The 26,712-nt window shown below is 64.7% G+C and carries 30 protein-coding genes; 15 read left to right on the top strand and 15 right to left on the bottom strand.

The features are described 5' to 3' along the window. Positions 1-439: 439 nt before the first annotated feature. On the top strand, positions 440-745 hold the full coding sequence (locus tag QQL28_RS02170; RefSeq protein ID WP_284260488.1) for a hypothetical protein: 306 nt from the start codon (positions 440-442) through the stop codon (positions 743-745). A gap of 123 nt (positions 746-868) precedes the next feature. Next, on the top strand, positions 869-2,068 hold the full coding sequence (locus tag QQL28_RS02165; RefSeq protein ID WP_284260487.1) for a DUF2865 domain-containing protein: 1,200 nt from the start codon (positions 869-871) through the stop codon (positions 2,066-2,068). Positions 2,069-2,316: 248 nt separating this feature from the next. Here the strand turns inward: QQL28_RS02165 and QQL28_RS02160 are convergent, their stop codons facing one another. Continuing rightward, entirely contained in the window at positions 2,317-3,222 is a 906-nt protein-coding gene (locus QQL28_RS02160; protein WP_284260486.1) for a DUF2189 domain-containing protein, read from the bottom strand. 565 nt (positions 3,223-3,787) lie between these two features. Between QQL28_RS02160 and QQL28_RS02155 the strand changes: the two genes are divergently transcribed. The 5 genes from QQL28_RS02155 to QQL28_RS02135 all read left to right on the top strand — a co-directional run bounded on the left by QQL28_RS02155 (position 3,788) and on the right by QQL28_RS02135 (position 8,323). Next, complete coding sequence (locus QQL28_RS02155) at positions 3,788-4,621, top strand: cytochrome c oxidase subunit II (protein WP_284260485.1); 834 nt, start codon at positions 3,788-3,790, stop codon at positions 4,619-4,621. 82 nt (positions 4,622-4,703) lie between these two features. Beyond that, positions 4,704-6,482, top strand: a complete 1,779-nt coding sequence (locus tag QQL28_RS02150) for a cbb3-type cytochrome c oxidase subunit I (RefSeq protein ID WP_284260484.1) — start codon at positions 4,704-4,706, stop codon at positions 6,480-6,482. Continuing rightward, entirely contained in the window at positions 6,479-7,186 is a 708-nt protein-coding gene (locus QQL28_RS02145; protein ID WP_284260483.1) for a cytochrome c oxidase subunit 3, read from the top strand. The genes QQL28_RS02150 and QQL28_RS02145 overlap by 4 nt, the downstream gene beginning before the upstream one ends. A gap of 15 nt (positions 7,187-7,201) precedes the next feature. After that, the gene (locus QQL28_RS02140) at positions 7,202-7,924 is read left to right on the top strand and encodes a heme-copper oxidase subunit III family protein (protein WP_284260481.1); all 723 of its coding nucleotides are present in this window, start codon (positions 7,202-7,204) and stop codon (positions 7,922-7,924) included. Positions 7,925-7,933: 9 nt separating this feature from the next. Continuing rightward, positions 7,934-8,323 carry a cytochrome C oxidase subunit IV family protein gene (locus QQL28_RS02135; protein WP_284260479.1) on the top strand — a complete coding sequence of 130 codons (390 nt, stop codon included), beginning with the start codon at positions 7,934-7,936 and terminating at the stop codon, positions 8,321-8,323. A gap of 89 nt (positions 8,324-8,412) precedes the next feature. Here the strand turns inward: QQL28_RS02135 and QQL28_RS02130 are convergent, their stop codons facing one another. From QQL28_RS02130 to QQL28_RS02120, 3 genes are read right to left on the bottom strand one after another with little or no spacing between them, the layout of a single operon-like run. After that, the gene (locus QQL28_RS02130; protein WP_284260477.1) at positions 8,413-10,170 is read right to left on the bottom strand and encodes an NAD+ synthase; all 1,758 of its coding nucleotides are present in this window, start codon (positions 10,168-10,170) and stop codon (positions 8,413-8,415) included. Between the two features lie 4 nt (positions 10,171-10,174). Then, positions 10,175-10,528 (bottom strand): diacylglycerol kinase, encoded by a 354-nt coding sequence (locus QQL28_RS02125; protein WP_284260475.1) that lies wholly within the window; start codon positions 10,526-10,528, stop codon positions 10,175-10,177. A gap of 4 nt (positions 10,529-10,532) precedes the next feature. After that, positions 10,533-11,921, bottom strand: a complete 1,389-nt coding sequence (locus QQL28_RS02120; protein WP_284260472.1) for a class II 3-deoxy-7-phosphoheptulonate synthase — start codon at positions 11,919-11,921, stop codon at positions 10,533-10,535. Between the two features lie 183 nt (positions 11,922-12,104). Here QQL28_RS02120 and QQL28_RS02115 point away from each other — a divergent pair, with 183 nt between their 5' ends. Next, positions 12,105-13,001: an alpha/beta hydrolase family protein gene (locus tag QQL28_RS02115; RefSeq protein WP_284260470.1), complete on the top strand. Its 897-nt coding sequence runs from the start codon at positions 12,105-12,107 to the stop codon at positions 12,999-13,001. Positions 13,002-13,005: 4 nt separating this feature from the next. On the opposite strand, the gene QQL28_RS02110 is transcribed toward QQL28_RS02115, so the two are convergent. Both QQL28_RS02110 and QQL28_RS02105 read right to left on the bottom strand, forming a co-directional pair. Then, positions 13,006-13,269 carry a hypothetical protein gene (locus QQL28_RS02110; protein WP_284260468.1) on the bottom strand — a complete coding sequence of 88 codons (264 nt, stop codon included), beginning with the start codon at positions 13,267-13,269 and terminating at the stop codon, positions 13,006-13,008. Between the two features lie 281 nt (positions 13,270-13,550). Next, positions 13,551-14,552 (bottom strand): AraC family transcriptional regulator, encoded by a 1,002-nt coding sequence (locus QQL28_RS02105; RefSeq protein ID WP_284260466.1) that lies wholly within the window; start codon positions 14,550-14,552, stop codon positions 13,551-13,553. Positions 14,553-14,947: 395 nt separating this feature from the next. Here QQL28_RS02105 and QQL28_RS02100 point away from each other — a divergent pair, with 395 nt between their 5' ends. Then, positions 14,948-15,895, top strand: a complete 948-nt coding sequence (locus QQL28_RS02100; RefSeq protein WP_284260464.1) for an AraC family transcriptional regulator — start codon at positions 14,948-14,950, stop codon at positions 15,893-15,895. Positions 15,896-15,914: 19 nt separating this feature from the next. On the opposite strand, the gene QQL28_RS02095 is transcribed toward QQL28_RS02100, so the two are convergent. The 4 genes from QQL28_RS02095 to QQL28_RS02080 are packed head-to-tail and all read right to left on the bottom strand — an operon-like array spanning position 15,915 to position 18,027. Then, positions 15,915-16,511 carry a TIGR00645 family protein gene (locus QQL28_RS02095; RefSeq protein WP_284260462.1) on the bottom strand — a complete coding sequence of 199 codons (597 nt, stop codon included), beginning with the start codon at positions 16,509-16,511 and terminating at the stop codon, positions 15,915-15,917. 39 nt (positions 16,512-16,550) lie between these two features. Further along, complete coding sequence (locus QQL28_RS02090; RefSeq protein WP_284260460.1) at positions 16,551-17,195, bottom strand: TerC family protein; 645 nt, start codon at positions 17,193-17,195, stop codon at positions 16,551-16,553. After that, positions 17,192-17,554, bottom strand: a complete 363-nt coding sequence (locus QQL28_RS02085) for a hypothetical protein (RefSeq protein ID WP_284260457.1) — start codon at positions 17,552-17,554, stop codon at positions 17,192-17,194. The genes QQL28_RS02090 and QQL28_RS02085 overlap by 4 nt, the downstream gene beginning before the upstream one ends. 2 nt (positions 17,555-17,556) lie before the next feature. After that, positions 17,557-18,027, bottom strand: coding sequence for a TerB family tellurite resistance protein (locus tag QQL28_RS02080; RefSeq protein WP_284260455.1), 471 nt, complete (start codon positions 18,025-18,027; stop codon positions 17,557-17,559). A gap of 361 nt (positions 18,028-18,388) precedes the next feature. Here QQL28_RS02080 and QQL28_RS02075 point away from each other — a divergent pair, with 361 nt between their 5' ends. Both QQL28_RS02075 and QQL28_RS02070 read left to right on the top strand, forming a co-directional pair. Then, on the top strand, positions 18,389-18,763 hold the full coding sequence (locus tag QQL28_RS02075) for a winged helix-turn-helix domain-containing protein (RefSeq protein ID WP_284260453.1): 375 nt from the start codon (positions 18,389-18,391) through the stop codon (positions 18,761-18,763). Positions 18,764-18,778: 15 nt separating this feature from the next. Continuing rightward, positions 18,779-19,252: a GNAT family N-acetyltransferase gene (locus QQL28_RS02070; protein WP_284260451.1), complete on the top strand. Its 474-nt coding sequence runs from the start codon at positions 18,779-18,781 to the stop codon at positions 19,250-19,252. A gap of 1 nt (position 19,253) precedes the next feature. On the opposite strand, the gene QQL28_RS02065 is transcribed toward QQL28_RS02070, so the two are convergent. Both QQL28_RS02065 and QQL28_RS02060 read right to left on the bottom strand, forming a co-directional pair. Beyond that, positions 19,254-19,631 carry a hypothetical protein gene (locus QQL28_RS02065; RefSeq protein WP_284260449.1) on the bottom strand — a complete coding sequence of 126 codons (378 nt, stop codon included), beginning with the start codon at positions 19,629-19,631 and terminating at the stop codon, positions 19,254-19,256. Between the two features lie 148 nt (positions 19,632-19,779). After that, on the bottom strand, positions 19,780-20,334 hold the full coding sequence (locus QQL28_RS02060; protein WP_284260447.1) for a hypothetical protein: 555 nt from the start codon (positions 20,332-20,334) through the stop codon (positions 19,780-19,782). 127 nt (positions 20,335-20,461) lie between these two features. On the opposite strand from QQL28_RS02060, the gene QQL28_RS02055 reads away from it, so the two are divergent. Further along, positions 20,462-21,403 (top strand): LysR family transcriptional regulator, encoded by a 942-nt coding sequence (locus tag QQL28_RS02055; RefSeq protein ID WP_284260445.1) that lies wholly within the window; start codon positions 20,462-20,464, stop codon positions 21,401-21,403. A 3-nt stretch (positions 21,404-21,406) separates the two neighbouring features. Here the strand turns inward: QQL28_RS02055 and gor are convergent, their stop codons facing one another. Genes gor through rpiA form a run of 3 tightly spaced genes read right to left on the bottom strand, consistent with a single transcriptional unit; the run spans position 21,407 to position 24,063 of the window. After that, the gene (gene gor, locus QQL28_RS02050; RefSeq protein ID WP_284260443.1) at positions 21,407-22,795 is read right to left on the bottom strand and encodes a glutathione-disulfide reductase; all 1,389 of its coding nucleotides are present in this window, start codon (positions 22,793-22,795) and stop codon (positions 21,407-21,409) included. A 33-nt stretch (positions 22,796-22,828) separates the two neighbouring features. Then, on the bottom strand, positions 22,829-23,347 hold the full coding sequence (locus QQL28_RS02045) for a DUF2059 domain-containing protein (protein ID WP_284260441.1): 519 nt from the start codon (positions 23,345-23,347) through the stop codon (positions 22,829-22,831). Positions 23,348-23,349: 2 nt separating this feature from the next. Next, positions 23,350-24,063, bottom strand: coding sequence for a ribose-5-phosphate isomerase RpiA (gene rpiA, locus QQL28_RS02040; protein WP_284260439.1), 714 nt, complete (start codon positions 24,061-24,063; stop codon positions 23,350-23,352). A 182-nt stretch (positions 24,064-24,245) separates the two neighbouring features. On the opposite strand from rpiA, the gene gph reads away from it, so the two are divergent. The 3 genes from gph to moaA all read left to right on the top strand — a co-directional run bounded on the left by gph (position 24,246) and on the right by moaA (position 26,696). After that, positions 24,246-24,941, top strand: a complete 696-nt coding sequence (gene gph / locus QQL28_RS02035) for a phosphoglycolate phosphatase (protein WP_284260559.1) — start codon at positions 24,246-24,248, stop codon at positions 24,939-24,941. Positions 24,942-25,067: 126 nt separating this feature from the next. After that, complete coding sequence (locus QQL28_RS02030; RefSeq protein ID WP_284260557.1) at positions 25,068-25,553, top strand: hypothetical protein; 486 nt, start codon at positions 25,068-25,070, stop codon at positions 25,551-25,553. A 108-nt stretch (positions 25,554-25,661) separates the two neighbouring features. Further along, positions 25,662-26,696 (top strand): GTP 3',8-cyclase MoaA, encoded by a 1,035-nt coding sequence (gene moaA, locus QQL28_RS02025; RefSeq protein WP_284260437.1) that lies wholly within the window; start codon positions 25,662-25,664, stop codon positions 26,694-26,696. Positions 26,697-26,712 lie beyond the last annotated feature (16 nt).

The raw sequence follows: 26,712 nt of genomic DNA, 5'->3' as shown, positions 1-26,712 counted from the left end.
CATCCCAGTGCCGCGGGCGATTTGAAGTTCCTGAAGGGGTAACCGCGGGTTCGACCAGGAACTTCAAATCGCAGGCGGCACTAAACTTTAATCACTTGGCAGCGCACCGGCTCTCGCATTCGCAACACCATTCGCCGCAAGAACATGCGAATGCGAGAGCCGGTCCGCTGTCGGCCGGGCGTCCAGTGCTCTCAATGTGTTTGAGAAAAGACGGCTCCAGCCAGCGAATCGCTAGCTCGTAATCTCGCAAATGGCGCAAATGGCGAGGAGACCGTTCATGCGGAACATATGGGCCACAAGCGGCCCTGCCGTCAAGTGAGCCGCGAAAAAGCCGCTTTCTCTGCCCAAAGCGGCCGCGTCCCGCCATCAGGGTTAATCATCCTTAACCTTTTGAGTTTATTCATGTGGTGGCGGTTCCTCCCAAGCCACGGTGCACTTCATGCGATCCCTTCCGGCACTCCTTTGCTGTGCCTTCATCGTCGCCGCGTCCAGCGCCTCGGCGGAGACCCGCGTCTTCATTATCGCCAACCAGGCGGACGGCTACGGCGTCGACCAGTGCCTGGCCAAGGGCGACACTTGCGGCGCGCACGCCGCCCGCTCCTATTGCCAGTCCCGGGACTTTGCCCAGGCCTCGTCCTATCGCAGGGTCGATCCCGACGAGATTACCGGCTCCGTCCCCAAATCCGGCGCAAACTGCTCCCATGGCCATTGCGACGAATATGTCGCGATCACCTGCCAGCGCTGAATTCGGTCAGAACTGGCGGACCTTAGGTCCAATCTTCGCCCCCGAAACGACGTGACGATGCCCCGAGAAGCGGGTATTGGAGGCGCGCACCGGCCCCATGTTTGGGGCCGTGACATCGCTAGAATGGCGGATATGCCGGAATTTTTGTCTCTCTCTCGCTCCCGTTCGATCCTTGCCGGCGCCGCGCTGATCAGCGCGCTCGCCCTCGGCACTGACGCCCTCGCGCAATCAGGCCCCCCCGGACCGCCACCGCCTGCACAAGCTGCGCCCGGAGCGAACCCGATCTGCTCGCGGCTGGAGGGTCAGCTCGCCGCGCTCGACCGCGGCGGAAGCGGCGATCCCGCGAAGGACGACCAGATCCGCCGCTACCAGGATTCTGCGACCCGTCAGCAGGCCGAGCTCGACCGCCTCACCTCGCAGGCCAAGCGCATGGGCTGCGACAGCTCCGGCTTCTTCTCGCTGTTCAACAACCAGTCGGCGCAATGCGGTCCGGTCAACACCCAGATCCAGCAGATGCGGGCCAATCTCGACCAGATCACCTCCAACCTCGAACGGCTGCGCGCGGGCGGTCCGGGCAGCTACAGCCCCGACCGCGACAATCAGCGCCGCTCGGTGCTGGTCTCGCTCGCGCAGAACAATTGCGGCCCGCAATATGCCAACGCGGCGCAGTCGCAAGGCCCCGGCAATTTCCTCAGCAACCTGTTCGGCGGCGGCAACAACGCCAACCCCAATCCAGCCGGCGCACCACCCGCCGATCTCGGTCCGCAGTCGGGCACTTATCGTACGGTCTGTGTGCGCACCTGCGACGGCGCCTACTTCCCGGTTTCATTCGCGACCGTCCCGGCGCGCTTTCCCGATGACGAGAAGACCTGCAAGGCGCTGTGCCCGGCGGCGGATGCCGCGCTCTACGCCTATCGCAATCCCGGCGAGGACATGAACGCTGCGGTCTCGGTCAGCGGCCAGCCCTACACTTCACTTCCGAACGCCTTCAAATTCCGCAGCGAGTTCAACCCGTCCTGCTCGTGCAAGGCTGCGGGCCAGAGCTGGGCGGACGCGCTAAAATCGGCCGACGACAAGGCGGCGGTCGAGCAGCAGGGTGACATCATCGTCACCGAGGAGAGCGCCAAGAAGATGCAGCAACGGCAGCTCACCAAGGGCGCGCCGACGAACGGCAAGAAGGGCGCGATGCCGCCGCCGGCCGCGACGACCGCGACTGCACCGGCCGCTCCTGCTGCGCCCGCGGATTCCACCGCAACGACCACGAGCGATAACAAGCAAATCCGCTCGGTCGGGCCGACCTTCCTGCCGCAGCAGCAGAAGTAAGCCGCCTCGTTCATCTGTCATGCCCCGCCACCGGGTCTCGCCTTCGGCGAGCCCGATGACAGGCTCCGGCGGGGCATCCAGTACTCCGCGGCGCTAGTCGGTCTCTATAACGTCCGCCGCAGAGTACTGGATCATCCGCCTGCCGCCTACGCTGAAGCTTCGGCGCGCCTAGACCTCAGCCCCGGCGAAGCCTTGGCGTAGCCGGGGCGCGGATGATGACGGCAATCAATGGGGCGCAATCGCCCGTCTCACTCGCCCTCGCGGCTCCACGGGAAGAGATTGGCCGGGAAGTCCGCTGCATAACGCCTTCCCTTCGCGGGCGGCGGCGGTTCGTCCGGCGGATTCGGATTCGGCTCGACCAGCCTCCGGTAAAGATGCCAGGTGGCATGACCAAGCACCGGCAGGACGACGGCGAGACCAACGAACAGCGGCAGCGAGCCGATCAGCAGCAGCGCCGCGACGATCAGCCCCCACGCGGCCATCGCAACCGGATTGGCGGCCACGGCCCGCAGCGATGTGCGGATCGCATCGATCGCGGTCGCATGCCGGTCGAGCATCAACGGAAACGACACGACGCTGACGCACAGGGCCACGACCGCAAACAGGAAGCCGACACCGCAACCGATGATGATGAGCGACCATCCCTCCGGCGTCGTCAGCACGCGCGTTGCGAAGTCGGGAATGCTGGCAGCCGGCGCGTGACCGAAGATCGTGACGTAGATCGCGTTCGCAACACCGATCCAGGCCCCGAACAGGACGAGCAGGAGCACGCCGAGCTCGAGCATGGCGCCGAACGACGGGGCGCGCAGGACCTTGATCGCGTCCCATGCATCGACCTCCTCGCCGCGCTCGCGGCGACGGCTGAGCTCGTAGAGACCGATCGCGGCAAAGGGGCCGACCAAGGCAAACCCGGCGGCCAGCGGAAACAATAGCGGCAGCACCGAATGGCCGAGAACCATCCTGAACAGGACGAGGCCGAGAACGGGATAAATCACGCACACGACGATCGCGTGACTCGGCATCGCCTTGAAATCCTCCCAGCCCAGCCGCAGCGCCTCTCCCAAGTCGGACAGGCTGATCTTGCGAACGGGGTAAGAGGCCGCCTCGCCGAATAAGTGCCTTCTTACGATGTTGTCGGAGTACAGAGTGGCCATGGACGCACCCTCCCGTGCTGAAAGTCGCGGCGGCGAAAACGACGCGCTTTCAAGCCACGCGTGTCCGCCTCACGAGCGAGAAACGCGATCGGGCTGAGTACGGCAAACCCAGGTTCAGCGAACGAGCCTGGCCGGACGGAACCCGTCGCGACCTGCGTGATGAGCTTATCGCGGTCAGCCATCGGAGCCAAGCAGTGTTCACGGTGAGATGAATTGTGCATCTGCACAGCACCGGGTTTGTGCGACGCGTCAGCCAACGCGCGCAACCGATACGTCGCCGCGGTGCAAGGCGACAGGATCGCCCGCTGCGCGTCAGCACGTCGATGTGCACTTGACCTATTGACGCGGGGTTCGGCGGGGATCATTTTAAAACTCTAGACGCCCCCAGTTCCGATGAAATTGGCGGTTGCGATCTGTCTCTTGATATCGCGACCGGTTGAAAATGGGCGAAGCAAGAGGCGCGGCGATGGCCAATGTGCCAACGCAGATGAGTTGGCCATCGCGACAGACTTGAGCTCCGCCCCTGGATTCGTATCCGCAGCCTTAACGGCAAGGATGGATCAGGATGGCTGTCGCACTGATACTGCTGTTGGTCGCGATCGGCTCGGTGCTGTTTCACCTCTACAGCCCGTGGTGGTGGACGCCGATCGCCACCGACTGGAGCTATATCGACCACACGATCAGCATCACGTTCTGGATCACCGGGGTCGTCTTTACCGCGGTCATCGCGTTCATGGCCTATTGCGTCTTCCGCTTCCATCATCGGGAGGGAAGACGGGCGGACTACAATCCCGAAAACAAGAAGCTCGAATGGTGGCTCAGCGTTGGGACCGGCGTCGGCGTCGCCGCCATGCTCGCACCGGGCCTCGTCGTCTGGCACCAGTTCGTGACGGTTCCGGCCGACGCGACCGAAGTGGAGGTCATGGGCCAGCAATGGCAATGGAGCTTCCGCTTGCCGGGGAAGGATGGCCGGTTGGGCACATCAGATGTCCGCAACATCAATCCCGAGAACCCGTTGGGCCTCAATCGCGACGATCCGCATGGGCAGGATGACGTCGTGATCGAAAACGGCGACTTGCATCTTCCGATCGGCAAGCCGGTCAAGGTCCTGCTCCGCTCAGTTGATGTCCTGCACGATTTCTATGTGCCGGAGTTCCGGGCCAAGATGGATATGGTCCCGGGCATGGTCACCTATTTCTGGATCAAGCCGATCCGAACCGGGACCTTTGATGTTCTCTGCGCGGAGCTTTGCGGCGCAGCTCATTATCAGATGCGGGCCAAGGTGACCGTCGACAACGAGAGCGACTATCACGCCTGGCTCGAGCAGCAGAAGACGTTTGCCGAGTTGTCAGGTCGAAACGCCGTTGTGAGGGCGACGTACCAATCCGGCGGCAAATAGGGAAATGCCGCCGCGAACATAGATCGGGCGCGTGAGCCAGTGCATCTCATCCGCCCGAGGGAAACGACCGAGGAGGTACTCTATGGTCGATGTTCCATATGATGGGATCGCCGGCATTCCGCCTGCCGAAGTGCCCGACGTCGAGCTCTACCATCCGAAGAGCTGGTGGACACGGTATGTCTTTTCGCAGGACGCCAAGGTCATTGCCGTCCAGTACTCGCTGACAGCCTCGGCCATCGGGCTGGTGGCCCTGGTGCTGTCGTGGCTGATGCGGCTGCAACTGGGATTTCCCGGCACCTTCTCTTTCATCGATGCCAACCAGTACCTCCAGTTCATCACCATGCACGGCATGATCATGGTGATCTACCTGCTCACGGCATTGTTCCTGGGAGGCTTCGGCAACTACCTGATCCCGCTGATGGTCGGCGCCCGGGACATGGTCTTCCCCTATGTGAACATGCTGAGCTACTGGGTCTACCTGCTCGCAGTCCTGGTGCTGGCCTCGACATTCTTCGTGCCCGGCGGCCCGACCGGCGCCGGGTGGACGCTGTACCCGCCGCAGGCGATCCTCTCCGGCACACCCGGTCAGGATTGGGGCATCATCCTCATGATGGCGTCGCTGATCCTGTTCATCATCGGCTTCACCATGGGCGGGTTGAATTATGTGGTGACGGTGCTGCAGGCGCGCACCCGCGGCATGACGTTGATGCGTCTGCCCTTGACGGTGTGGGGAATTTTCACGGCCACCGTCATGGCACTGCTGGCCTTCCCCGCGCTCTTCGTTGCCTCGGTCATGCTGCTGCTCGACCGTCTGTTGGGAACCAGTTTCTTCATGCCCTCGCTCGTCGAGATGGGCACGCTGTCGAAATATAGCGGTGGCAGCCCGCTGCTTTTCCAGCACCTGTTCTGGTTCTTCGGCCACCCCGAAGTCTACATCGTCGCGCTGCCCGCCTTCGGCATCGTCTCCGATCTGATCAGCACGCATGCGCGCAAGAACATTTTTGGTTATCGCATGATGGTCTGGGCCATCGTGGGCATCGGCGCGCTCAGCTTCGTCGTCTGGGCGCACCATATGTATGTGAGCGGCATGTTCCCGCAATTCGGGTACTTCTTCGCCACGACGACGCTGATCATCGCAGTCCCCACCGCGATCAAGGTCTACAACTGGGTGCTGACGCTGTGGCGCGGTGACATTCATCTCACTGTGCCGATGCTGTTCGCCCTCGGTTTCATCATCACCTTCGTGAACGGCGGCCTCACCGGCCTCTTCCTCGGCAACGTCGTCGTGGATGTGCCGCTCTCCGATACTATGTTCGTCGTCGCGCATTTCCACATGGTGATGGGTGTGGCGCCAATCATGGTCGTGCTGGGTGCCATCTATCATTGGTACCCGAAGGTCACGGGGCGGATGCTGAACGACGTCCTCGGCAAGTTTCATTTCTGGGTCACCTTCCTCGGCGCCTACCTGATCTTCTTCCCCATGCACTACCTCGGACTGCTCGGGGTTCCGCGGCGGTATTTCGAGCTCGGCGACGCGGCGTTCATCCCGCCGTCGGCGCATTCGCTGAATGCCTTCATCTCCGTGGTGGCCTTGACCGTCGGCTTCAGCCAGATGGTGTTCCTGTTCAATCTCGTCTGGAGTCTGTTCAGAGGCGAGCCCTCCGGCGGCAATCCGTGGCGGGCAACGACGCTGGAGTGGCAGACGCCGGAGACACCGCCCGGGCACGGCAACTGGGGCAAGGAGCTCCCGATCGTCTATCGCTGGGCGTATGACTACAGCGTACCGGGCGCTGAGCAGGACTTCATTCCGCAGAACCAGCCGCCGCGTGCGACGCGGGCCGCTCAGGGAGCCGCTTCGTGAGCGCCATCGTCCTGTTCCTGGCTGTGATTGCGGTCATCGCGGGATGGTGGCTGTCGCACCAACGACTGACGGCCAAACCCTGGCTGGAGGAAGGTCCGATCGGTGACTTCCCCGGCACGGACGCCATGACCTGGCCGGCAGCGAAGATCGGACTTGGCGTGTTTCTCGCCGTCGCCAGCGCATTGTTCGTGCTCTTCATCAGCGCCTATTCCATGCGCATGGCCATGGTGGACTGGCGCGCACTGCCTGTGCCGAGGTTGCTGTGGTTCAACACGGGCGTCCTGGTCCTGAGCAGCGTTGCGCTGCAATGGTCGTATGTGGCCGCGCGCCGAGACGACACCGACGGCGTCATGATCGGACTGCTCGCAGGCGGAGCAGCTGCAATCATCTTCCTCGCCGGGCAGCTCCTGGCCTGGCAACAGCTCAGCGCGGCCGGTTATTTCATGGCGTCCAATCCGGCCAATTCCTTCTTCTACCTGTTGACCGCGGTGCACGGGCTGCATCTGACGGGCGGCCTGGTGGCGCTTGGCAGAACCTCGGCCAAGGTATGGCGGCATGACGCTGCGACAGCTGAGATGCGCCTGAGCGTGGAGCTGTGCACCATCTACTGGCATTTCCTGCTGCTGGTCTGGCTGGTCCTGCTCGGTCTCCTGACCGGCTGGACCGACAATTTCGTCGACATCTGTCGCCAGTTGCTGAGCTAGGGAGGGCGAGACCAGATGACCGAGACCGTGCTGACGAAGATGGTGCAAGGCGCCGGGCGACTTCCGGGCTGGCGCGGCATCGCCGCCGACTGGGCGTCCGATCAGCGGGCCTTCAAGAATGTGTCCTGGGGCAAGGCCATGATGTGGATCTTCCTCCTCAGCGACACCTTCATCTTCAGCTGTTTCCTGCTGTCCTACATGACGGCGCGCATGTCGACGACCGTGCCTTGGCCAAACCCCAGCGAAGTCTTCGCCCTCAACATCGCCGGCAGGCACATTCCGCTGATCCTGATCGCCATCATGACCTTCATCCTGATCAGCAGCAGCGGCACGATGGCGATGGCCGTCAATTTCGGTTACCGCCAGGATCGCGCCAAAACCGCCATCCTGATGTTGGTCACGGCGGCATTCGGCGCAACCTTCGTCGGCATGCAGGCCTTCGAATGGACCAAGCTGATCATGGAGGGCGTCCGGCCCTGGGGCAACCCGTGGGGCGCAGCGCAGTTCGGTTCGAGTTTCTTCATGATCACCGGCTTCCACGGCACCCATGTGACGATCGGCGTGATCTTCCTGATCGCGATCGCACGCAAGGTCTGGCGCGGAGACTTCGACGTCGGCAGGCGCGGCTTCTTCACGAGCCGGAAGGGCTATTACGAGATCGTCGAGATCATGGGCCTGTACTGGCACTTCGTCGATCTCGTGTGGGTGTTCATCTTCGCGTTCTTCTATCTTTGGTGAGGTCGGCGCATGACAAACGCGGCAATACACATCGACGAACAGCTCCACCCTCATGCGCATGATGCGGTCGCGACCGGCGCGCACGCGAAGGGCCAGCAGCACCCGATCAAGCTCTATCTCGTGGTCTGGGGGTGGTTGTTCGTCCTCAGCACCTGCTCCTATCTTGTCGACTATTTTGGCCTGCATGGCTATCTCAGGTGGTCGCTGATCCTGCTGTTCATGGTGTTGAAGGCCGGCCTGATCGTCGCCGTCTTCATGCACATGGCCTGGGAGCGGCTGGCCTTGGCCTACGCCATTCTGCTGCCGCCGATCGCGGTGCTGGTATTTGTGGCGATCATGGTGCTCGAATCCGAATACACGCATTGGCTTCGCGTGCTGTTCTTCGCACCCCCGTCGTAGCGCTGATCTGAGTTCGCGCTGTCATCATCCGCTTTCGCGGATGATGACAGATGAGCATCTGGCGAGACCGCCCGTCCTACCGCTTACCCTCAACCCTCGAACGCGTCGATCGAGGCGCTGTTGCCACGCGAGACCAGCGTCTCGTCGGGCGCGGGCAGCGGCTCGCCCTTGTCGCGGAAGCGGTTGGTGATGGGATAGCGGCGGTCGCGGCCAAAGTTCTTGCGCGTTACCTTCACGCCCGGCGCGGCCTGACGGCGCTTGTATTCGGCGATGTTGAGGAGATGGTCGATCCTCGTCACCATCGGGCGGTCGAAGCCGGCGGCAATGATCACCTCCAGCGGCTCCTCGCGCTCGACCAGGCGTTCAAGCACCGCGTCGAGCAGATCGTAGGGCGGCAGCGAATCCTGATCGGTCTGGTTCTCGCGCAGCTCCGCCGTCGGCGGGCGCGTGATGATGTCAGGCGGAATGACCTCGCCGGAGGGGCCGAGCGCGCCATCGGGCTTCCACACATTGCGCAGGGACGCCAGCCGAAACACCTGCGTCTTGTAGATGTCCTTGATCGGGTTGAAGCCGCCGTTCATGTCGCCATAGAGCGTGGCGTAGCCGACCGACATTTCCGACTTGTTGCCGGTGGTCACGACCATCAGGCCGGTCTTGTTGGAGATCGCCATCAGCAGCGTGCCGCGGGTGCGCGCCTGGAGGTTTTCCTCGGTGATGTCGGGCGGCAGGTTCTTGAAGATGTCGGAAAGGATGGTCCCAAAACCGTTCACCGCCTCCGCGATCGGCAGCACCTCGTAGCGGATCCCGAGGTGGCCTGCGAGCTCGCCGGCATCCGCGATCGAGCTTGGCGCGGTGAAGCGATAGGGCAGCATCACTCCATGCACCTGATCCGCGCCCAGCGCATCGACGGCGATCGCCGCACACAAGGCTGAATCGATGCCGCCGGAAATGCCGAGCAGCACGCCGGGAAAGCCGTTCTTGCCGACATAGTCGCGCAAGCCGAGCACGCAGGCGGCATAGTCGGCCTTGTCGCCTTCGGGCAGTTGCGCGACCGGACCCGTGCAGCGCCAATCGTCGCCGGTCTTGGTGAAGTGCAGCGTGGTGACGCTCTCCTCGAATGCCGGCAGTTGCGCGGCCAGCGACAGATCGCCGTTCAGCGCGAACGAGGCGCCGTCGAACACCAGCTCGTCCTGGCCGCAGACCTGGTTGAGATAGACCAGCGGCAGGCCGCTTTCGGTCACGCGGGCGACCGCGACCGACAGGCGCACGTCGCCCTTGTCGCGGGCGTAAGGCGAGCCGTTGGGCACAAGGATGATCTCGGCGCCGGTCTCGGCCAGGGTCTCGACGACATTCTCGTAGTCCTCGGATTCCTCCAGCCAGATGTCCTCGCAGATCGGCACGCCGATCCGCACGCCGCGCACGGTCACGGGACCCGCGGCAGGCCCGCGCGAAAACAGCCGCTTCTCGTCGAACACGCCGTAGTTCGGCAGGTTGGCCTTGAAGCGCAGGCTCGCGATGCGGCCGCCATCGAGCAGCGCGCAGGCATTGTAGAGCTTGCCGTCCTCGACCCAGGGCGTGCCGACCAGCATGGCGGGCCCGCCATCGGCGGTCTCGCGCGCGAGGCTTTCGATCGCGGCGCGGCAGGCGGACTGGAAGGCGGGTTTCTGCACGAGGTCTTCGGGCGGATAGCCGGCGATGAACAATTCCGGAAACAGCACGAGGTCGGCGCCGTCGGCAGCGGCCTGCACGCGCGCCGCGCGCACCTTGGCGACATTGCCGTCGATGTCGCCCACCGTCGGATTGAGCTGGGCGAGCGTCACGGCAAACTGGCTGGCGCGTTCGGTCATCTGGCTAGATCAGCCCTACCCGCTCCACGATGGCGAAGATCCAGAACGCGCCCGCCATCAACAGCGCGACACCGACGGCGGCCGAGCCCATGTCCTTGACCTGACCGATCTGCTTGTCGTGATCGAGCGTCAGGCGGTCGGCGAGCTTCTCGACCGCCGTATTGAGCAGTTCGACGACCAGCACGAAGGCGACGGCACAGACCAGCTCGACCGCGCGCATCGCGGTCGCGCCGATGAACCAGGCGAGCGGCAGCGACAGGAGGAGCGCGAAAATCTCCTCGCGGACGGCCTGCTCCGAGCGAATGGCGAAGGCCAGACCGTTGCGCGAGTTGATCGTGGCCTTCCAGAGCCGCAGCAAGGTCTTAAAGGCCCGCTGCGGCCGGCATCGGCCTCGCCTTGCCGGCGCGATCCTGCTTGAGCAGCTCGGCGATCAGGAACGCCATGTCGATCGATTGCTCGGCATTGAGGCGGGGATCGCAGACCGTGTGGTAGCGGTCGTTGAGGTCCTCGTCCGTGATCGCACGGGCGCCACCGAGACATTCGGTGACGTCCTTGCCGGTCATCTCCAGATGCACGCCGCCGGCATGGGTGCCTTCGGCGGCGTGGATCGCGAAGAACGACTTCACCTCCGACAGGATGCGGTCGAACGGCCGCGTCTTGTAGCCGGTGGTGGAGGTAATGGTGTTGCCGTGCATGGGATCGCAGGACCAGACCACCGCCCTGCCCTCGCGCTGCACCGCGCGGATCATGCTCGGCAGATGCTCGCCGACCTTGTCGGAGCCGAAGCGGCCGATCAGCGTCAGCCGGCCGGGCTCGTTGTCGGGATTGAGCACGTCGATCAGCTTCAAGAGCTCGTCGGCCTTGAGCGACGGGCCGCACTTCAGCCCGATCGGGTTCTTGATGCCGCGGAAATACTCGACGTGGCCGTGATCGAGCTGGCGGGTGCGGTCGCCGATCCAGATCATGTGGCCTGACGTCGCGTACCAGTCGCCGGTCGTGGAATCGACGCGGGTCATGGCCTGTTCGTAGCCGAGCAGCAGCGCCTCGTGGCTGGTATAGAAATCGGTGGCGCGCAGCTCCGGATGGCTCTCCAGATCGAGGCCGCAGGCGCGCATGAAGTTCAGCGCGTCCGAGATGCGGTCGGCCAGCTCCTTGTAGCGGCGGGACTGCGGAGAATCCTTGAGGAAGCCGAGCATCCACTCATGCACGCTGCCGAGATTGGCGTAGCCGCCGGTCGCGAAGGCGCGGAGCAGGTTCAACGTCGCGGCCGACTGGCGGTACGCCATCAGCTGCCGCTGCGGATCCGGCACACGCGCTTCCCTGGTGAACGCGATGTCGTTGACGATATCGCCGCGATAGCTCGGCAGCTCGATGCCGTCGACCTTCTCGGTCGGCGAGGAGCGCGGTTTCGCGAACTGCCCGGCGATGCGGCCGACCTTCACCACGGGGACGGCGCCCGCATAGGTGAGCACGACCGCCATCTGGAGCAGCACGCGGAAGAAGTCGCGGATGTTGTTGGCGCCGTGCTCGGCAAAGCTCTCGGCGCAGTCGCCGCCCTGGAGCAGGAAGGCTTCGCCCGCTGCAACGCGGGCCAGCGCCTTCTTCAGATTGCGCGCTTCGCCCGCGAACACCAGCGGCGGAAAGCTCGCAAGCTGCGCCTCAACATCGGCCAGCGCCTTGGCGTCGGGATAGTCGGGGACCTGCAGCACGGGCTTGCTGCGCCAGCTCTCGGGGGTCCACCGCTCGGACATCGCAAATCCTCTTTCCAAAAGCAAAAACTGCAACCTGATCTGTGGGTTGCGGGAGCCGCCTTATACACAGGCTAGCATCGCCTCGCCAGTTGTAAATCCATTTCCGCATGCAAGCCCTTGCGGGCAAAGCCGAATTCGCATTTGCTGGGGGCGTGCGGAGAAACTTTGGGGCGTGCGCTGCTCATGGACGCGGCACTCGACGACGTTTTTATCGACGACATCAGCTTTCCGGCCGTCGACGGCTATTCGCTGACCGGCACCCTGTTCCTGCCGCGCGGCGTCAAGCGCCACGCCGTCCTGATCAATTCCGCAACCGCCGTTCCCCGCAAGGTCTATCGGGGCTTTGCCTCGTACCTCGCCCACCGCGGCTGCGCGGTCCTGACCTACGACTATCGCGGCATCGGCGGCTCCCGCCTGCCGGCGCTGGTCGGCTACAACCAGCCGAAATCGCTGGTCGGCTTCGAGGCCTCGATGTCCGACTGGGCCGCGCTCGACGTCACCGCGGCGGTCGCCTGGATGCGCGAGCGCTATCACACACTGCCCCTCAACTATGTCGGCCATTCCTTCGGCGGCCAGGCGCTCGGGCTGATCGCGAACAACAGCGAGATTTCGCGCGCGCTTTTCGTGGCGTCGCAAGCCGCAACCTGGAAACTGATCCCGTCGCCGGAAAACTACCGCGTGTTCGTGTTCATGAATTTCATTGGCGTACCCGTGGCCCACCTGCTCGGCTACGCGCCGGGCTGGCTCGGCATCGGCGAAGACCTGCCCAAGGGCGTGTTCCTGCAAGGCGCCAAATGGGTGAGCAGCCCGCGCCACCTCTTTGATTCCAGGCTGCCGGCGCTTGCCAATTTTGCGGGCTACAAGGGCGAGCTGCGCGCCCTCACCTTCTCCGACGATCCCTGGGCGACGCGGCCAGCGGTCGAGTTGCTCTGCTCTGGCTTCACCGCGACCGAGCCCGAAGTGCTGACGGTCAAGCCGTCCGACGTCGGCGTCAAGACAATCGGCCATTTCGGCTTTTTCCGCCCCGACCACCGCGACACGCTCTGGCGCGGCGTGGCGGAGTGGATCCAGGGCGAGTGACGGGCTAGCGAATGATCGTCGTCAGAGACGAGTAACGCTTGCCCGCCTTTGCTTCACCCGGCAGGAACTGCGCAAAGGCGTCGCTGACGCGGACTGCCGGCGGCGTATCGCTTGCGAAGCGAAACTCTTTGGGCCGCGGTGCGTAGAAGTCGCGGCTGTAATAGGCGTCGTCGAAACGCGTCTCGTTGATGCCGAACAATGCGTCGCAGACGAACAGGAGCGCGTAGACTCCCGCAACCGCAGCGACGATCTCCTTGAGAACAGACATGTTGAAGCCCCACCCTTTTCCGGGAAGGATGGAGGTCGGTTCCAAAAGTCAGGTTTAAGACCGCCCGGCATTTGTCGGGAGGGTTGGCCGCGGGTCAGCGAATTGCAGACAATTTGAACGAATGCGTTAGCGTCGGGATGCCACACGTCGCCTCTAGAGCATGATCCGGAAAAGTGGGAAGCGGTTTTCCCTCGCGACAAACGCGGAACGCGTTTGCGCGGAGATCATGCTCAAACAACAACCTAATGCGCGATGAAAATTCATCCCAATCTCATCGCGCTTTAGACCGCGATGCCCCTCACCCGCCGCAACGTCTGCGACGGCAGCTCGCCGAACCTGTCGCGATACTTTCCGGAGAAATGTCCGAGATCGCTGAAGCCGGCGTCGAGCGCCGCGGTCGTCACCGACCCCTGACCGTCATCGACGAGCAGCCGCTCGCGCGCGCGTTCGAGCCGGCATGTCAGCATCCACTCGCGCGGCGAATAGCCGAGATAGCGCTGAAAATTCTCCTGGAGCGAGCGCAGGCTGACGCCGAGCTCGGCCGCGAGCTTCGAGATCTCGATCGGCTGATCAGCATGCGCCTTGATGTAGTCGCGCGCGCGGCGGACGATGGCCGGGCTGCGGTCGATATGTCTCACGGAGAGCGCCCGCGCAACGCGCGGAAACATCGCTGCCGTCACCAGATTGACCAGCATCTCCTCGCTCGCCGCCGCCGCCAGCCGCCCCATGCCGATGGCGTTCAGGCTGGTCATCTCGGCCATTGCTACGTTCAAGTGCCGGGCCAGCGCAGCGGCAACCGGCGTGCCGAGGTCGAGACCTTCGCTCAAGTCCGACAGCAGCATGTCCGCATCCTGTGCGCGGCCGGTCAGCCGCTCGGCGCGTTCGACCGCGACATTCTTCGGTACATAGAACACCAGCACGGAGGCGTCCGTGACCTCCAGCTTGGAGCGGTCGAACGGGCGGCCGATGCTGGCCTGCCGCATCGGGTGATAGTCCAGCAAATTGTCGCCGCGGCCACGGCGGAAGCCGCCCGTGACGGGTATCGAGACGTGGAGGGAATCATCGGTGTTGCGCTCGACGCTCAAGCCCGCGAGATCGACCCGCATCAGCTGCGCCGCACCGAAATGGATCGCCTTGAAATCGATCGTCACGCGCCGCGTTTGCCCGAGCCGCTCGACGCGCGCATCGCTGCCGAACATCGCGTGGGCGAGCTCGTTCGCTGCATCCAGCGTCAGTGTCTTCGAAAATCCCCGCGCGGACAGGTCGTCCAATCGATTGGGCATGTTCGGCTTCCCAAGCCCTCGGCTGACGCGAAACCGAGGCTCATCCCGCGCAAAATACCAAACTGCCGCGCATGCGCCATATCGGCTTCAGCTCGAGGCAGTTATCGATAGCTCATGGGACGACCGTACCAGAGGGTACCTAATTGCCGTCCCTTGAGGAAACGCCTCGAATTAAAGCCGCCACGGCGGCTGCCTTGAACCGCAAAAAGACTGCTCAGTCGCTCGCCCCTGCACGGTCGGGCGCATTGAACCATCCGTGAAGTGCCGGCCGGGTCGTGCGCTTTGCTCAATCCGGCGCGCGGGTTCCATCACCTTCACCGCGCGCCGGCCCCATCCGAGGACCGTGGCGGGAGGACCCGAGGCCCCCTGGACAACGAACCGCCTGGGAAGCAGAGATGCCCGTCCGCTGGCTGAAGCCATCGCGAATCCTGACTATCGAGCGCTTCACCAATTTCGATCAGTTCCGTCCCACCGAGGTGCTTGGCGGCGGCACCAGCACTCCGCTCGAACCGCGACACTTCTCGGCGTTCCGCGCCAGCCTGCCGCTCCCGGACAGCCTCATGGTCATGCAGCGCTCCTTCGCGCGGCATCTGGAAGCGGACATCGGCATCGACCGCGGCGTCGGCCTCCTCGTGCCCCTCGCCGCGCATTCCGTCGTAAATGGCCGCGAGATCGACAACTCGATGATTGGGCTCGTGCGCGGCAAGGTTCCGATGCGCGCCATCGAGCAGCACGCCAACACCTATCTGATGCTGCGCTTCAACTCCGACATGCGCCATCGCGGTTGGACCGATTTCAACGCCGGGCTCGAGTTCTACCGGCTTGCCGACGAGCCGAGGCATCGCCTGCGCGCAGCGATACTCGACATGTTCTGCCTGGCGTCGAGCTGCAACGATCCCGGACAATTCGAGGCCATCAACCGTCCGATCCAGGAAACGCTGCTGGGCGCACTCGATGCTGCGTTCGTTCCCGACGCCGCGCTGCGCGCGCGTCCGGGATCATTCGACAGGCACCGCAGGCTGGTCGAAGGCCTGGACGAGCAGACCACGCTGCTGGGCGGCGCGCCGCTCTACAGCGATGACCTCGCAACGACCCTCAATGTCTCCGTCCGAACGCTCCAGGCCGCCGTGCAGACCGTCCATGGCATGAGCCTGCATCATTACCTGCGGACGAAGCGGCTGTGGACCGCCCGCAAGCAGCTCGTCAGCCGAAGCACAGGTCTCACCGTCAAGGCCGTGGCGCTCGCCAACGGCTTCTGGCACATGGGCGACTTCGCGAAGTCCTACAAATCGGCTTTCTGCGAGAGCCCCTCGGAGACGCTGGCACGAGCGCGGCATCTCTGAGCAAGGCGAAAGCGCCGGCTCAATGGCCGGCGGCCTTCGCGTGATCCGCCGCCTTGCGATGTGCGGCCTCGCCCAGGCGATCGACCCAGGCGATCCCGATCGCCGAGACGATGAAGGTGATGTGGATGATGACCTGCCACATCACGCCGCTCTCGGTGAAATTGCTGCGCGCGGTGCCGAGATTGCCGGCCTCGATGAAGGTTCTGAGCAGCGAGATCGAGGAGATGCCGACGATCGCCATCGCAAGCTTGATCTTGAGCACGCTGGCATTGACGTGGCTCAGCCATTCCGGCTCGTCGGGATGGCCGCGCAGGTTGAGACGCGAGACGAAGGTCTCGTAGCCGCCCACGATCACCATCACGAGCAGGTTGGAGATCATGACGACGTCGATCAGCCCGAGCACGGCGAGCATGATCTGCTGCTCGTTGACGTCGAACCAGTGCGCGGCCAGATGCCAGAGCTCCTTCAGGAACAAGAGCACATAGACGGCCTGCGCGACGATCAGACCGACGTAAAGCGGCACTTGCAGCCAGCGCGAGCCGAAGATCAGGCGCGGGAACAGGCCGAGCTGCGGCGAGGCCGCGCGGCTCAAAGGTGCTTGGGATTCGGACGTCATGGATCACTCCGGATTGCGGGCGAAGTCGGAAAGGCGGGATCAGAGGCCGGCGATGACAGGCGCGAGCTCCAGCGAGCCGCGCCAGATCATCTCGAAGGCGACGTAGACGATGATGGCGAGACCGACATAGGCGATCCAGCGCTGCTTCTGGAGCACGCGGCCGAGCAGATCGGCGGCAACGCCCATCAGCGCGACCGACAGCAACAGGCCGAAGGCCAGGATGAACGGATGCTCGCGCGCTGCACCCGCGACAGCCAGCACGTTGTCGAGCGACATCGAGACGTCGGCGGCGACGATCTGGAGCGCCGCCTGCCGAAAGGTCTTGCGCGGCGCCTGTGCACCGGCAGGACCACTGGCTCCGGCGTGACCGAAGGCCAGCTCGCTATGGCTCGCAGCCTGCTCGCGCAATTCGCGCCACATCTTCCAGCAGACCCATAGCAGCAGCACGCCGCCGGCAAGCAGGAGGCCGAGCACCTGGAGGAGCTGCGTCGCAACGCCGGCGAAGACGATGCGCAGCACGGTCGCAGCCGCGATGCCGACGATGATGGCGCGGCGGCGTTGGCCGGCGGGCAGGCCCGCCGCGGCAAGGCCGATGACGACGGCATTGTCGCCGGCGAGCACGAGGTCGATCAGGACGACCTGGAACAGCGCAGTCAGCGCATCGGGGGTGATGAACTCGCTCATGTCTTGTCATTCGGGCGCGAGGCAGCATCGAGCCAGTGCGGCTTGCGGCGCTCGATCCAATCCAGGACCTTCGAGCGCTGCGAGCGCAAGCCGGGCACGTCCTCGGCGAGCAGCGCAAGGCCGAGCGGCAGCATCCAGATGCCGAGCACCGGCAGGAACGACAGCACGCCGCCGACGACGAGCAGCGCGCCGGCGGGCATCCTCACCCAGCGGTTTGAAGGTTTCAGCAGATAGGTGACGGTGCCCCCCACGCGCGGCGGCAGGCGGCCGACCAGCGCGTCAAGGCGCGGATCGCCACCGGCGGGCTCGCCGGTGGCGCGCTCGCGCGATCTCGCGTGATCGTCGGACGCCGCGCTCATGCTCACGCTCCGGATGCGGCGCGGCCTTCGCGCGCTGCGACGGGCGCCACCTGCTTCGAGCGCGGCAGCACCAGCGTCAGCAGGCGCAACAGCTTGATCGCCTGCACCTCATGCGGATGCACATCCTCGTCCGCCGCAGCGACGCGCTCGGAGATGTCGACCAGATGCGCGGCCAGCGGCAGGTCCGAGACCGGGCGCAGCGTGTCGATGACGACATTGGCGAAATCAGGCTGCTCCAGCCGCTCGGCGAGCTCGTCGAACATCGCAGCAAGCCGCGCTTCGCTGACATGCGGGGCCAGCCCGCGCTCCCGGATGAAGCGGGTCACCTCTTCGCGCTCGACCGCGGCGACGCGGCGGTCGGCGACGGCGACCAGCGCGCCGGCAATCACGAGCGCAGCGGCGGCCTGCTCGTGCAGGCTGGACGGTTCGGTGATCTCGCCCTGGATCGGACTCAAAGATTCTGCGTCAGGCATCATAGCTCCCTGGGCTTACGGTTGTGACCGCACGCGGGACGCTGTGGATGGCTGGTCGATGAGAGCAGGTTCGCTGGGCCCAACGATCGTCCAATCCAAACGCATTCGCGCGCGGGACAGGTCATCCGACATCACGAGGTTGGCCGAGGGATCGGCGGCCTCGTCAGAGGGGCCCGGATTCTGTTGAAGGGAGAGATAAAGTCCGCGCCGGCCAAATCAAGCCGGCCGAGCTGCGACCAGCAGCCGCGGGAACGCGGCGTGCCGTTCATAATATCGCCATCAAGGGATATCGCCCCGTTTACCTTGTTCGGCGGCCTGCCTGGTGGCAATCTCGCAAACCGAGACCCCAAGAGAGTCAGGCATGTCGCGCGCGGGCGCCAAATCGCTTCCCCAATTGAGCGTCCGGATCGATCTGGATGCCGAGGACCGGATCGGACCCGGCAAGATCCTGCTGCTGGAGAACATCAGGGAGCACGGTTCGATCTCGGCGGCGGGGCGCGCCATGGACATGTCCTACAAGCGCGCCTGGGATCTCGTCGATGAGATCAACCGCATCTGCGGGCACGCCGCGGTCGAGCCCCAGACCGGCGGCAAGAATGGCGGCGGCGCGATGCTGACGCCCTTTGGAGAGGGGCTGGTCGCACGCTATCGCAAGATCGAGCGGGACGCCGCGCGCGCCGTGCGCAAGGAACTGATGGCGCTGAGGACGGACATCAAGCGCTCGCGGAAGGCGTGAGCAGTCCGAACGCGCATGGATAGCCCCCTCATCGTCCGCCCGGCCCTTCCCGCCGATCTCCCACAACTCCTCGCGCTTTATCCGCACCTCGATTCCACCGATCGCATTCCCTCGCTGGATGTCGCTGAGCGCCGTCTGGATGACCTGCAGCGCTATCATGGAAGTGCGATATTCATCGGGATCATCGACGACGCCACCGTCGCATCCTGCACGCTGATCGTCATTCCCAACCTGACGCGCGGTGGCCAACCTTACGGATTGATCGAGAATGTCGTCACCCATGCAGCATTCAGGGGACGCGGCTATGGCAAGCAACTGCTGCACGCGGCCGTCGCTGCCGCCTGGCAGGCCGATTGCTACAAGGTCATGCTGATGACGGGTTCGAAGCAGCCCTCGACCCTGGCGTTCTATGCCTCAGCCGGCTTTGAGCAGAATAAGACCGGCTTCCAGATCCGGCGGCTTCCGCCGAGAGCGGACGCCGTGGACTGACCTAGTTCGGCTTCACCGTCATCTCCGGTGCCGGCTGGATCAGCGCCTCGCCGAGCAGGCTCTGCTCGGCCTTCGGGATCGAGAAGCGGACCTTGAAGCCGTCCTCGGTCTCGAGCGTGATGATACGCTGGGTCGCGTCGGTTGATTGCTCGACCACCCAGGCCGCCAGCGGATAGGCGTAGCGCAGGCTCTGGTCGCCATAACGGGCCTTCAGTGCGGCTTCGAGCAGGCCCGGCAGCGTCATGATCAGCGCGCCGACCTGGTTGAGCGAGACGCGGACCTCGGCCGGTCTGCCTGCGGCATCCTCGAACCGCAGCGCAATCGCGCCGCCGTCGGGCGCCACCTCGCAGGTCGTGAGCGATTTGACGCTGATTTCCATTGCACGCTCCGACAAACGCCCTCGCTATATCCCTCACGATATGGCGAAGTTGGCGCTTGCGTCCAGCCCGAGCTTTTGGAATTGCTCGAAACAATCGCTATATTCTATCGGATATATCGACGCTTTCGATGCATCGAAGGCGCCCGCCCTACTCGTCCCTGAGCGCGGCGAGCACCTGTTCGCCAAGCTCGGTCAGGCGGTAGGTCACCAGCGGACGGCTCGACGGCGGCTTGCGCCCGAGCTCGACGACATAGCCGCGCACCATCAGCGCTTCGAAGCTTCCATAATAGCCGTGCATGCTGATCTCGCTCTGCCGCTGCCCCCTGAACTCGCGCAGCGCGCGGATCTCGTTGCCCGACAACAGCGACCTGCGGACGCGCTGCACCAGCTTTGCGTTCTGCTGGAGCCAGGCCTCATCCGGCAGCACCCGCAACGGCTCGCTCGACGCGTCGCAAGGCGGGATCTCCGGGACCGCAACCGCCGCCTCCGTCGCGCCCGTGCCGACCGATTGCCTGACGAGATCGAGCGCCGCGATCGGCCAACGCCGGCTCCGGTCCACCATGACCGGCGGCGGCACGACATTGTCGCGCACCAGCTGCTCGAAGCGGCCGGCGGTGACGCCGACATAGGCGGCCGCGCGGCGCCGATCGATCAAACCGTGCGGCTCCGCCGCCTCCAGCGCGCACGTGCTCTTCCCGTCCAACGCCCAATCCCCCTGTTCGGCCCCCGCCCCCGGCGGCCGGGGCGATAACTAGGCCCAAGGGCTGCTCTCGAAAAGCAGAGAATTTCGTACGGCTTGCTGCCGAATCGGCAACAGCTATAGTCGGGCGATGCGATTTCATGCCCCCGCCCTTTATTACTTCCATGCCGTTCGCCGGACCGGCTCGATCCGGGCCGCCGCGCGGACCCTGAACGTCGCCTCGTCGGCGGTCAGCCGGCAGATCCTCAAACTGGAAGAGGAGATCGGAGCGCCGCTGTTCGAGCGGACGGCGCGGGGCCTGACGCTGACCACGGTCGGCGAGATGCTGGCCCGGCACGTCATGACCGTGCTCCAGGACCACGACCGCTTCCGCTCCGACGTCCAGTCGCTGTCCGGGACCTGGCGCGGCTCGGTGAGCATCGCCTGCATCGAGTCGCTCGCGGAATCGCTCTTGCCGGGCCTGATCGCGTCGCATCGCGGCCGTGCGCGCCGCGTCACCTTCACGACGCAGGTGATGGGATCAGCCGACGTGCTGGACGCGCTGAGCCGCGGCGAAGCCGATATCGGCATCGCCATGGCGCTGCGCCATCCCCAGGATCTGCGCCAGGTCGCGCTGAAGCGCTTTCGGTTAGGGGCGATCGTCGCGACCGATCATGCGCTGGCGCGGCGCCGGACCGTGACGCTGGCGCAGTGCCTCGCCTTTCCGATCATTCACGCGCTTCCGGAACTGTCGATCTACCACCTGCTGCAACCGCTCATCGCGCAGCTGGCCGAGACGCCCGAGCCCGCCGTGCAGGCCAATTCGATCGACCTGATGCGCGAGCTGGCGGCACGCGGCGTCGGCGTTGCGATCCAGACCCAGATCGGCATCGGCCGCCTCGCCAAGAGCGGACAGCTCAAATTCCTGCCGCTGGACAATGCCGGCAGTCCGGTGTGGTCGGACCTCGGCGTCTACGTCCGCGCCGAACGGGTCCTGCCCGCCCATACGGAATCGTTTCTCCAGGAGCTGGTGCGCGAGCTCGGCGACCGCGAACGGCAGGAGAACGCCGACCACGGAAAGGTCCGCGCCTAACCCCTACTCCGCAGCCTGCCGCACATGGCGCGCAGTCGGCGTGCGCATGGTGACGAGCTCTTCCGCCGCCGTCGGATGCAGCGCCATCGTCGCGTCGAAATCGGCCTTGGTCGCATTCATCTTCACCGCGATCGCGACCGCCTGGATGATCTCGGCGGCGGCATCGCCGACGATGTGGCAACCGAGCACGCGGTCGGAGGTGCCGTCGACGATCAGCTTCATCAGCACGCGGGTGTCGCGGCCGGACATCGTCGCCTTGATCGGGCGGAACGTCGCCTTGTAGATGTCGACGTGGCTGAATTGCGCGCGCGCCTCGGTCTCGGTCAGGCCGACGGTGCCGACCTCGGGCTGCGAGAACACGGCGGTCGGGATATTGGCGTGGTCGACCCGCACCTCGCGCTTGCCAAACACGGTGTCGGCGAAGGCATGGCCCTCGCGGATCGCGACCGGCGTCAGGTTGTGGCGATGGGTGACGTCGCCGATGGCATAGATGTTGTCGACCGAGCTCTTCGAGAAGCCGTCGACCGCGATGCCGCCGTTCTTCGGGTTGATGGCAACGCCAGCCTTCTCGAGGCCGAGATTGGCGACGGCGGGATGGCGGCCGATCGCGAACATCACCTGATCGGAAGCAACGCTCGAGCCGTTCGACAGATGGCTGGTGAATTCATCGCCGTGACGGTCGACCTTGGCCACCGTGCAGCCGGTCAAAATGGTGATGCCCTGCTTCTCCATCTCGCCGCTGACATGGGTGCGGACGTCGTCGTCAAAGCCGCGCAGGATATTGTCGCCGCGATAGATCACCGTGACGTCCGAGCCGTAGCCGGCAAAAATCCCGGCGAATTCCAGCGCGATATAGCCGCCGCCCTGGATCACGATCCGCTTCGGCAGCTTCTTGAGATGAAACGCCTCGTTGGAGGAGATGACATGCTCGATGCCGGGGATCGCCGCGCCATGGTTGGGCGCGCCGCCGGTCGCGATCAAGATGTATCTTGCCGTGACCTTGCTGTCGTTCTCGAGCAGGCGGATGGTGTGGGCATCCTCGATCACCGCGCGGCTCTTGACGATGCGCGCGCCCGACTTCTCGACATTGGTGGTGTAGGCCGCCTCGAGCCGCGCGATCTCCTTGTCCTTGTTGGCGATCAGCGTCGGCCAGTCGAAGCTCGCAGCAGGAATCGTCCAGCCGAAGCCTGCGGCATCCTCGATCTCGTGGCGGACATGCGATCCGATCACGAACAGTTTTTTCGGCACGCAGCCGCGGATCACGCAGGTACCGCCCATGCGGTACTCTTCCGCGATCATCACGCGCGCGCCATGACCGGCCGCAATGCGAGCGGCGCGCACGCCGCCCGAACCACCACCGATGACAAAGAGGTCGACGTCGAATTCAGCCATTGTCCACTCCGACCTCTTTGCCTCTCGTCCTCGTCACATGTCCTTGCCGCGCTTCTTCATTTCGGCGCGGAACGCGGCCGCCACGACCTCGGAGAAACTCTGCGCCCATGAATTCGTGAAGGCCATGCTCTGTTCGATCGCGCGCGGCTCGTTGGTGATCAGCTTCTGCCCCAGCGGCGACTTGTAGAACGTCACGAGATCCTTGAGCTCCTGCTCGGTGAACTGGGCGGCATAGGCCTGCGCCATGCCGTCGCCGATCTCCTTCTCGCGGCCGGCGAGCTGCTGCGCCACCACCGGTGCCAGCTCATTGAGGTCCTTCTGGTAATTGAGGTTCTGCCCGATCAGCGCGCCCTTGACCTTCTCCACCATGCCGGGAACGGCGTTGGCATACATCACGTTGGCGTTCTTCATGGCCAGGATTTCCTTCGCGGCCGCGATGGCCGCGGGCGAATACTTGGGTGCTGCCGCCTGCTGTGCCGCCGCTGGGACGGCGCCAAAAGCCAACCCCATTGCGAGTCCGGCCACGGGCAGCATCTTCAAAACGCTCTTCATTCCTAGTCTCCTTTCGGCTTTCGCCGTTCAATCACGCGGATTCCCTCGCCGCCCGCCAGAACGGCAGAGCCGGCCAAGCCGATGAACAGTCCATGCTCCACCACGCCGGGGATCGCGCTCAGCGCGACCGCGAGCCGTGCCGGATCCTCGATCCGTCCAAGATGGGCGTCCAGGATCCAGTGGCCACCATCGGTGACGAAAACGTGGCCGTCCTTGGCTTTGCGGAGCGCCATTTGCCCGGAAACGCCGGATTGCGCAAATGCCTTCTCGATCGCCCGCCGTGTCGCGCCAAGCCCGAACGGAATGACCTCCACCGGGAGCGGGAAACGGCCGAGCGTCGCGACCCATTTGCTGTCGTCGGCGATAACGATCATGCGATCCGAGGCAGCAGCGACGATCTTTTCGCGGAGCAGCGCGCCGCCGCCGCCCTTGATCAGGTTGAGCTCGTGATCGACTTCGTCAGCACCGTCGACGGTGATGTCGAGATGGTCGATCTCGTCCAGCGTGGTCAGCGGCACGCCGCAACGCACCGCGTCGGCACGCGTGGCTTCCGAGGTCGGCACCCCGATCACCTTGAGGCCGGCGCGCACGCGCTCGCCGAGCAGCTCGACGAAATGCTTGGCGGTCGATCCGGTGCCGAGACCGAGCTGCATGCCGTCGCGCACCTCCTCCAGGGCGCGTGCAGCCGCCTGTCGCTTCAACTGGTCCATGTCCACGTTCAGGCCTGCCCTTTTTATCTGTCTTGGAGGTCTCACGGGGAGAGACCGCCGGAAATAGGTCGTTTTCGGCGGCCTATCTAGCCCCGTTTTGGCCCGGAGAACAGACCTGCGGAACGAGGTTATAAGCTGATCTTATGGCCGCTCCGCTTGCAGAAGCTCCCCCTTGCCGGTAGCGCATGATCATGACCGCTCACACCATCGTCTTCGATCTCGACGGCACGCTTGTGGATACGGCGCCCGACCTGATCAGCGCCCTGAACCATGTGCTCGACCGCGAGGGCCTGCCGCCCGTGCCGCTGCAATCGGCCCGCAACATGATCGGCGCCGGCGCCCGCAAGCTGATCGAGCGGGGCCTGGAGGCCGAAGGCCGGATCGTCGGCGTCGCGGACATCAACCGCTTGACGGCGGATTTCATCGCCTATTACGCCGACCATATCGCCGATGAATCGCGCCCGTTCGAGGGGCTGGAAGCCGCGCTCGACCGCCTCGCGGAGCGTGGCCACCGGCTCGCGGTATGCACCAACAAGCTCGAATGGCTCTCCAGGCGGCTGCTCGACGCGCTGGGCCTGAGCCAGCGCTTTGCCGCCATCTGCGGCGCCGATACCTTTGGGGTGCAGAAGCCGGACCCGACGATTTTGCGGGAGACGGTGGCCCGCGCCGGCGGCCAGCTCGCCGCGAGCATCATGGTCGGGGACGCCGGAACCGACGTTGGGGTGGCCCGGCGCGCCGGGGTTCCCGTGATCGGCGTCAGCTTCGGCTACACCGATGTGCCGATCGAGGAACTCAAGCCGGACCGCCTGATCCATCACATGCGCGATCTGCCGGCGGCGGCGACGAGCCTGATGGGGCGCTTGAGCGCCGAAGCAAGCGCCTGATATCGTTATAAAACTGACGTTAACCATCTATTAACTGCACGCACCCGGCCGGTTGCGCGGGCAAACCGACGCTCCTAAGGTCCGCCTGGGGATTGTGGCGGTTCGTCGCAGTGAGTTGTGATGGTCATGCGTCGTGTGATCGCGATTGCGTTTGCGGGTGCGAGCCTGGCCGGCTGCTCCTCCGTCTCGTGGGACATGTTCAAGTCGACGCCCCCCGCGGTCCAGGTCCGGCTCGAATCGAACCCGCCCGGCGCCGACGCCGTCACCTCGCTCGGTCCGGGCTGCAAAACCCCATGCGCGGTCTCGGTTCCCGCGCCTGATGTGCCGTTCACCGTCAACTACACGCTGGACAAGTATCTTCCGGCCTCAGTGCCGGTAAATGTGATCAAGACGCCCGGCGACTTCTCCACACCCGGCTCGGTGACGACCGATCCCAATCCGGTCTTAGTCGAGTTGCAACCGGCCGTGCCGCCGAAACCGGTGAAGAAGCCGCATCGGCCAAAGAAGCCGAAGGCAGCAGCGCCCGCCGCGGCGGGCACTCCGTTCCCCGACCCGAATTCGGGGCCGCCTGCCGCCGCGCCGCCGCCCACGGCCCCCGCCCCTACGCGCTAATTCGGTGCAGCGCACGATTGTCGGCAATGGCTGGGATGCTTAGATTGCATCGAATGTATTTGTCACTGCGCAAAGCGCGGTGACGGCGATCGTGACAAGGCTTGTTGAATGAACGGACCCGCTGTGAGTGCCCTGTCCCCGCTGTTGAGCCCGATGACCGACCCGTTCGGCCGGACCATCACCTATCTGCGGGTCTCCGTCACCGATCGCTGCGATCTGCGCTGCTTCTACTGCATGTCGGAGGACATGACCTTCCTGCCCAAGGCGGACCTCTTGACGCTGGAGGAACTCGACCGGCTCTGCTCGGCCTTCATCGCCAAGGGCGTGAAGAAGCTGCGGCTGACCGGCGGCGAGCCCCTGGTCCGCCGCAACGTGATGTCGCTGGTGCGTTCGCTGTCGCGTCACCTCGCGAGCGGGAGCTTGCGCGAATTGACGCTGACCACCAACGGAACGCAGCTTGCGAAGCATGCGGCGGAACTCGCCGATTGCGGCGTCCGCCGCATCAACGTCTCGCTCGACACGCTCGATCCGCAGAAGTTTCGCGAGATCACCCGCTGGGGCGAGATCGACAAGGTTTTGGAGGGCATCGAGGCGGCACGCGCGGCCGGGCTCGCGGTGAAGATCAACGCGGTGGCGCTGAAGAACCTCAACGAGGACGAGCTTCCCGCGCTGATGCAGTGGGCGCACGGCAAGGGCATGGGCCTGACGCTGATCGAGGTGATGCCGATGGGCGAGATCGGTTCGGGCCGCATCGACCAGTATCTGCCGCTGTCGCTGGTGCGCGCGCGGCTCGCCCAGCAATTCACGTTGACGGACCTGAGCGAGACGACCGGCGGCCCGGCGCGCTATGTCAGCGTCGCCGAGACCGGCGGCAAGCTCGGCTTCATCACGCCGATGACCCACAACTTCTGCGAATCGTGCAACCGGGTGCGCATCACCTGCACGGGAACGCTGCACACCTGCCTCGGTCACGAGGATGCCTCCGATTTGCGCAAGCCGCTGCGGGAGTCCGCCGGCGACGCTCTGCTCGCGGCTGAGATCGACCGTGCGATCGGCCTCAAGCCCAAAGGGCACGATTTCATCATCGACCGCCGGCACAACCGCCCAAGCGTCAGCCGGCACATGAGCGTCACCGGCGGCTAGTAGCCCTCCTTTGCCA

Source organism: Bradyrhizobium iriomotense (assembly GCF_030160715.1).
Taxonomy (GTDB): Bacteria; Pseudomonadota; Alphaproteobacteria; order Rhizobiales; family Xanthobacteraceae; genus Bradyrhizobium; species Bradyrhizobium iriomotense.
This window is presented reverse-complemented; position numbering and strand designations above follow the sequence as displayed.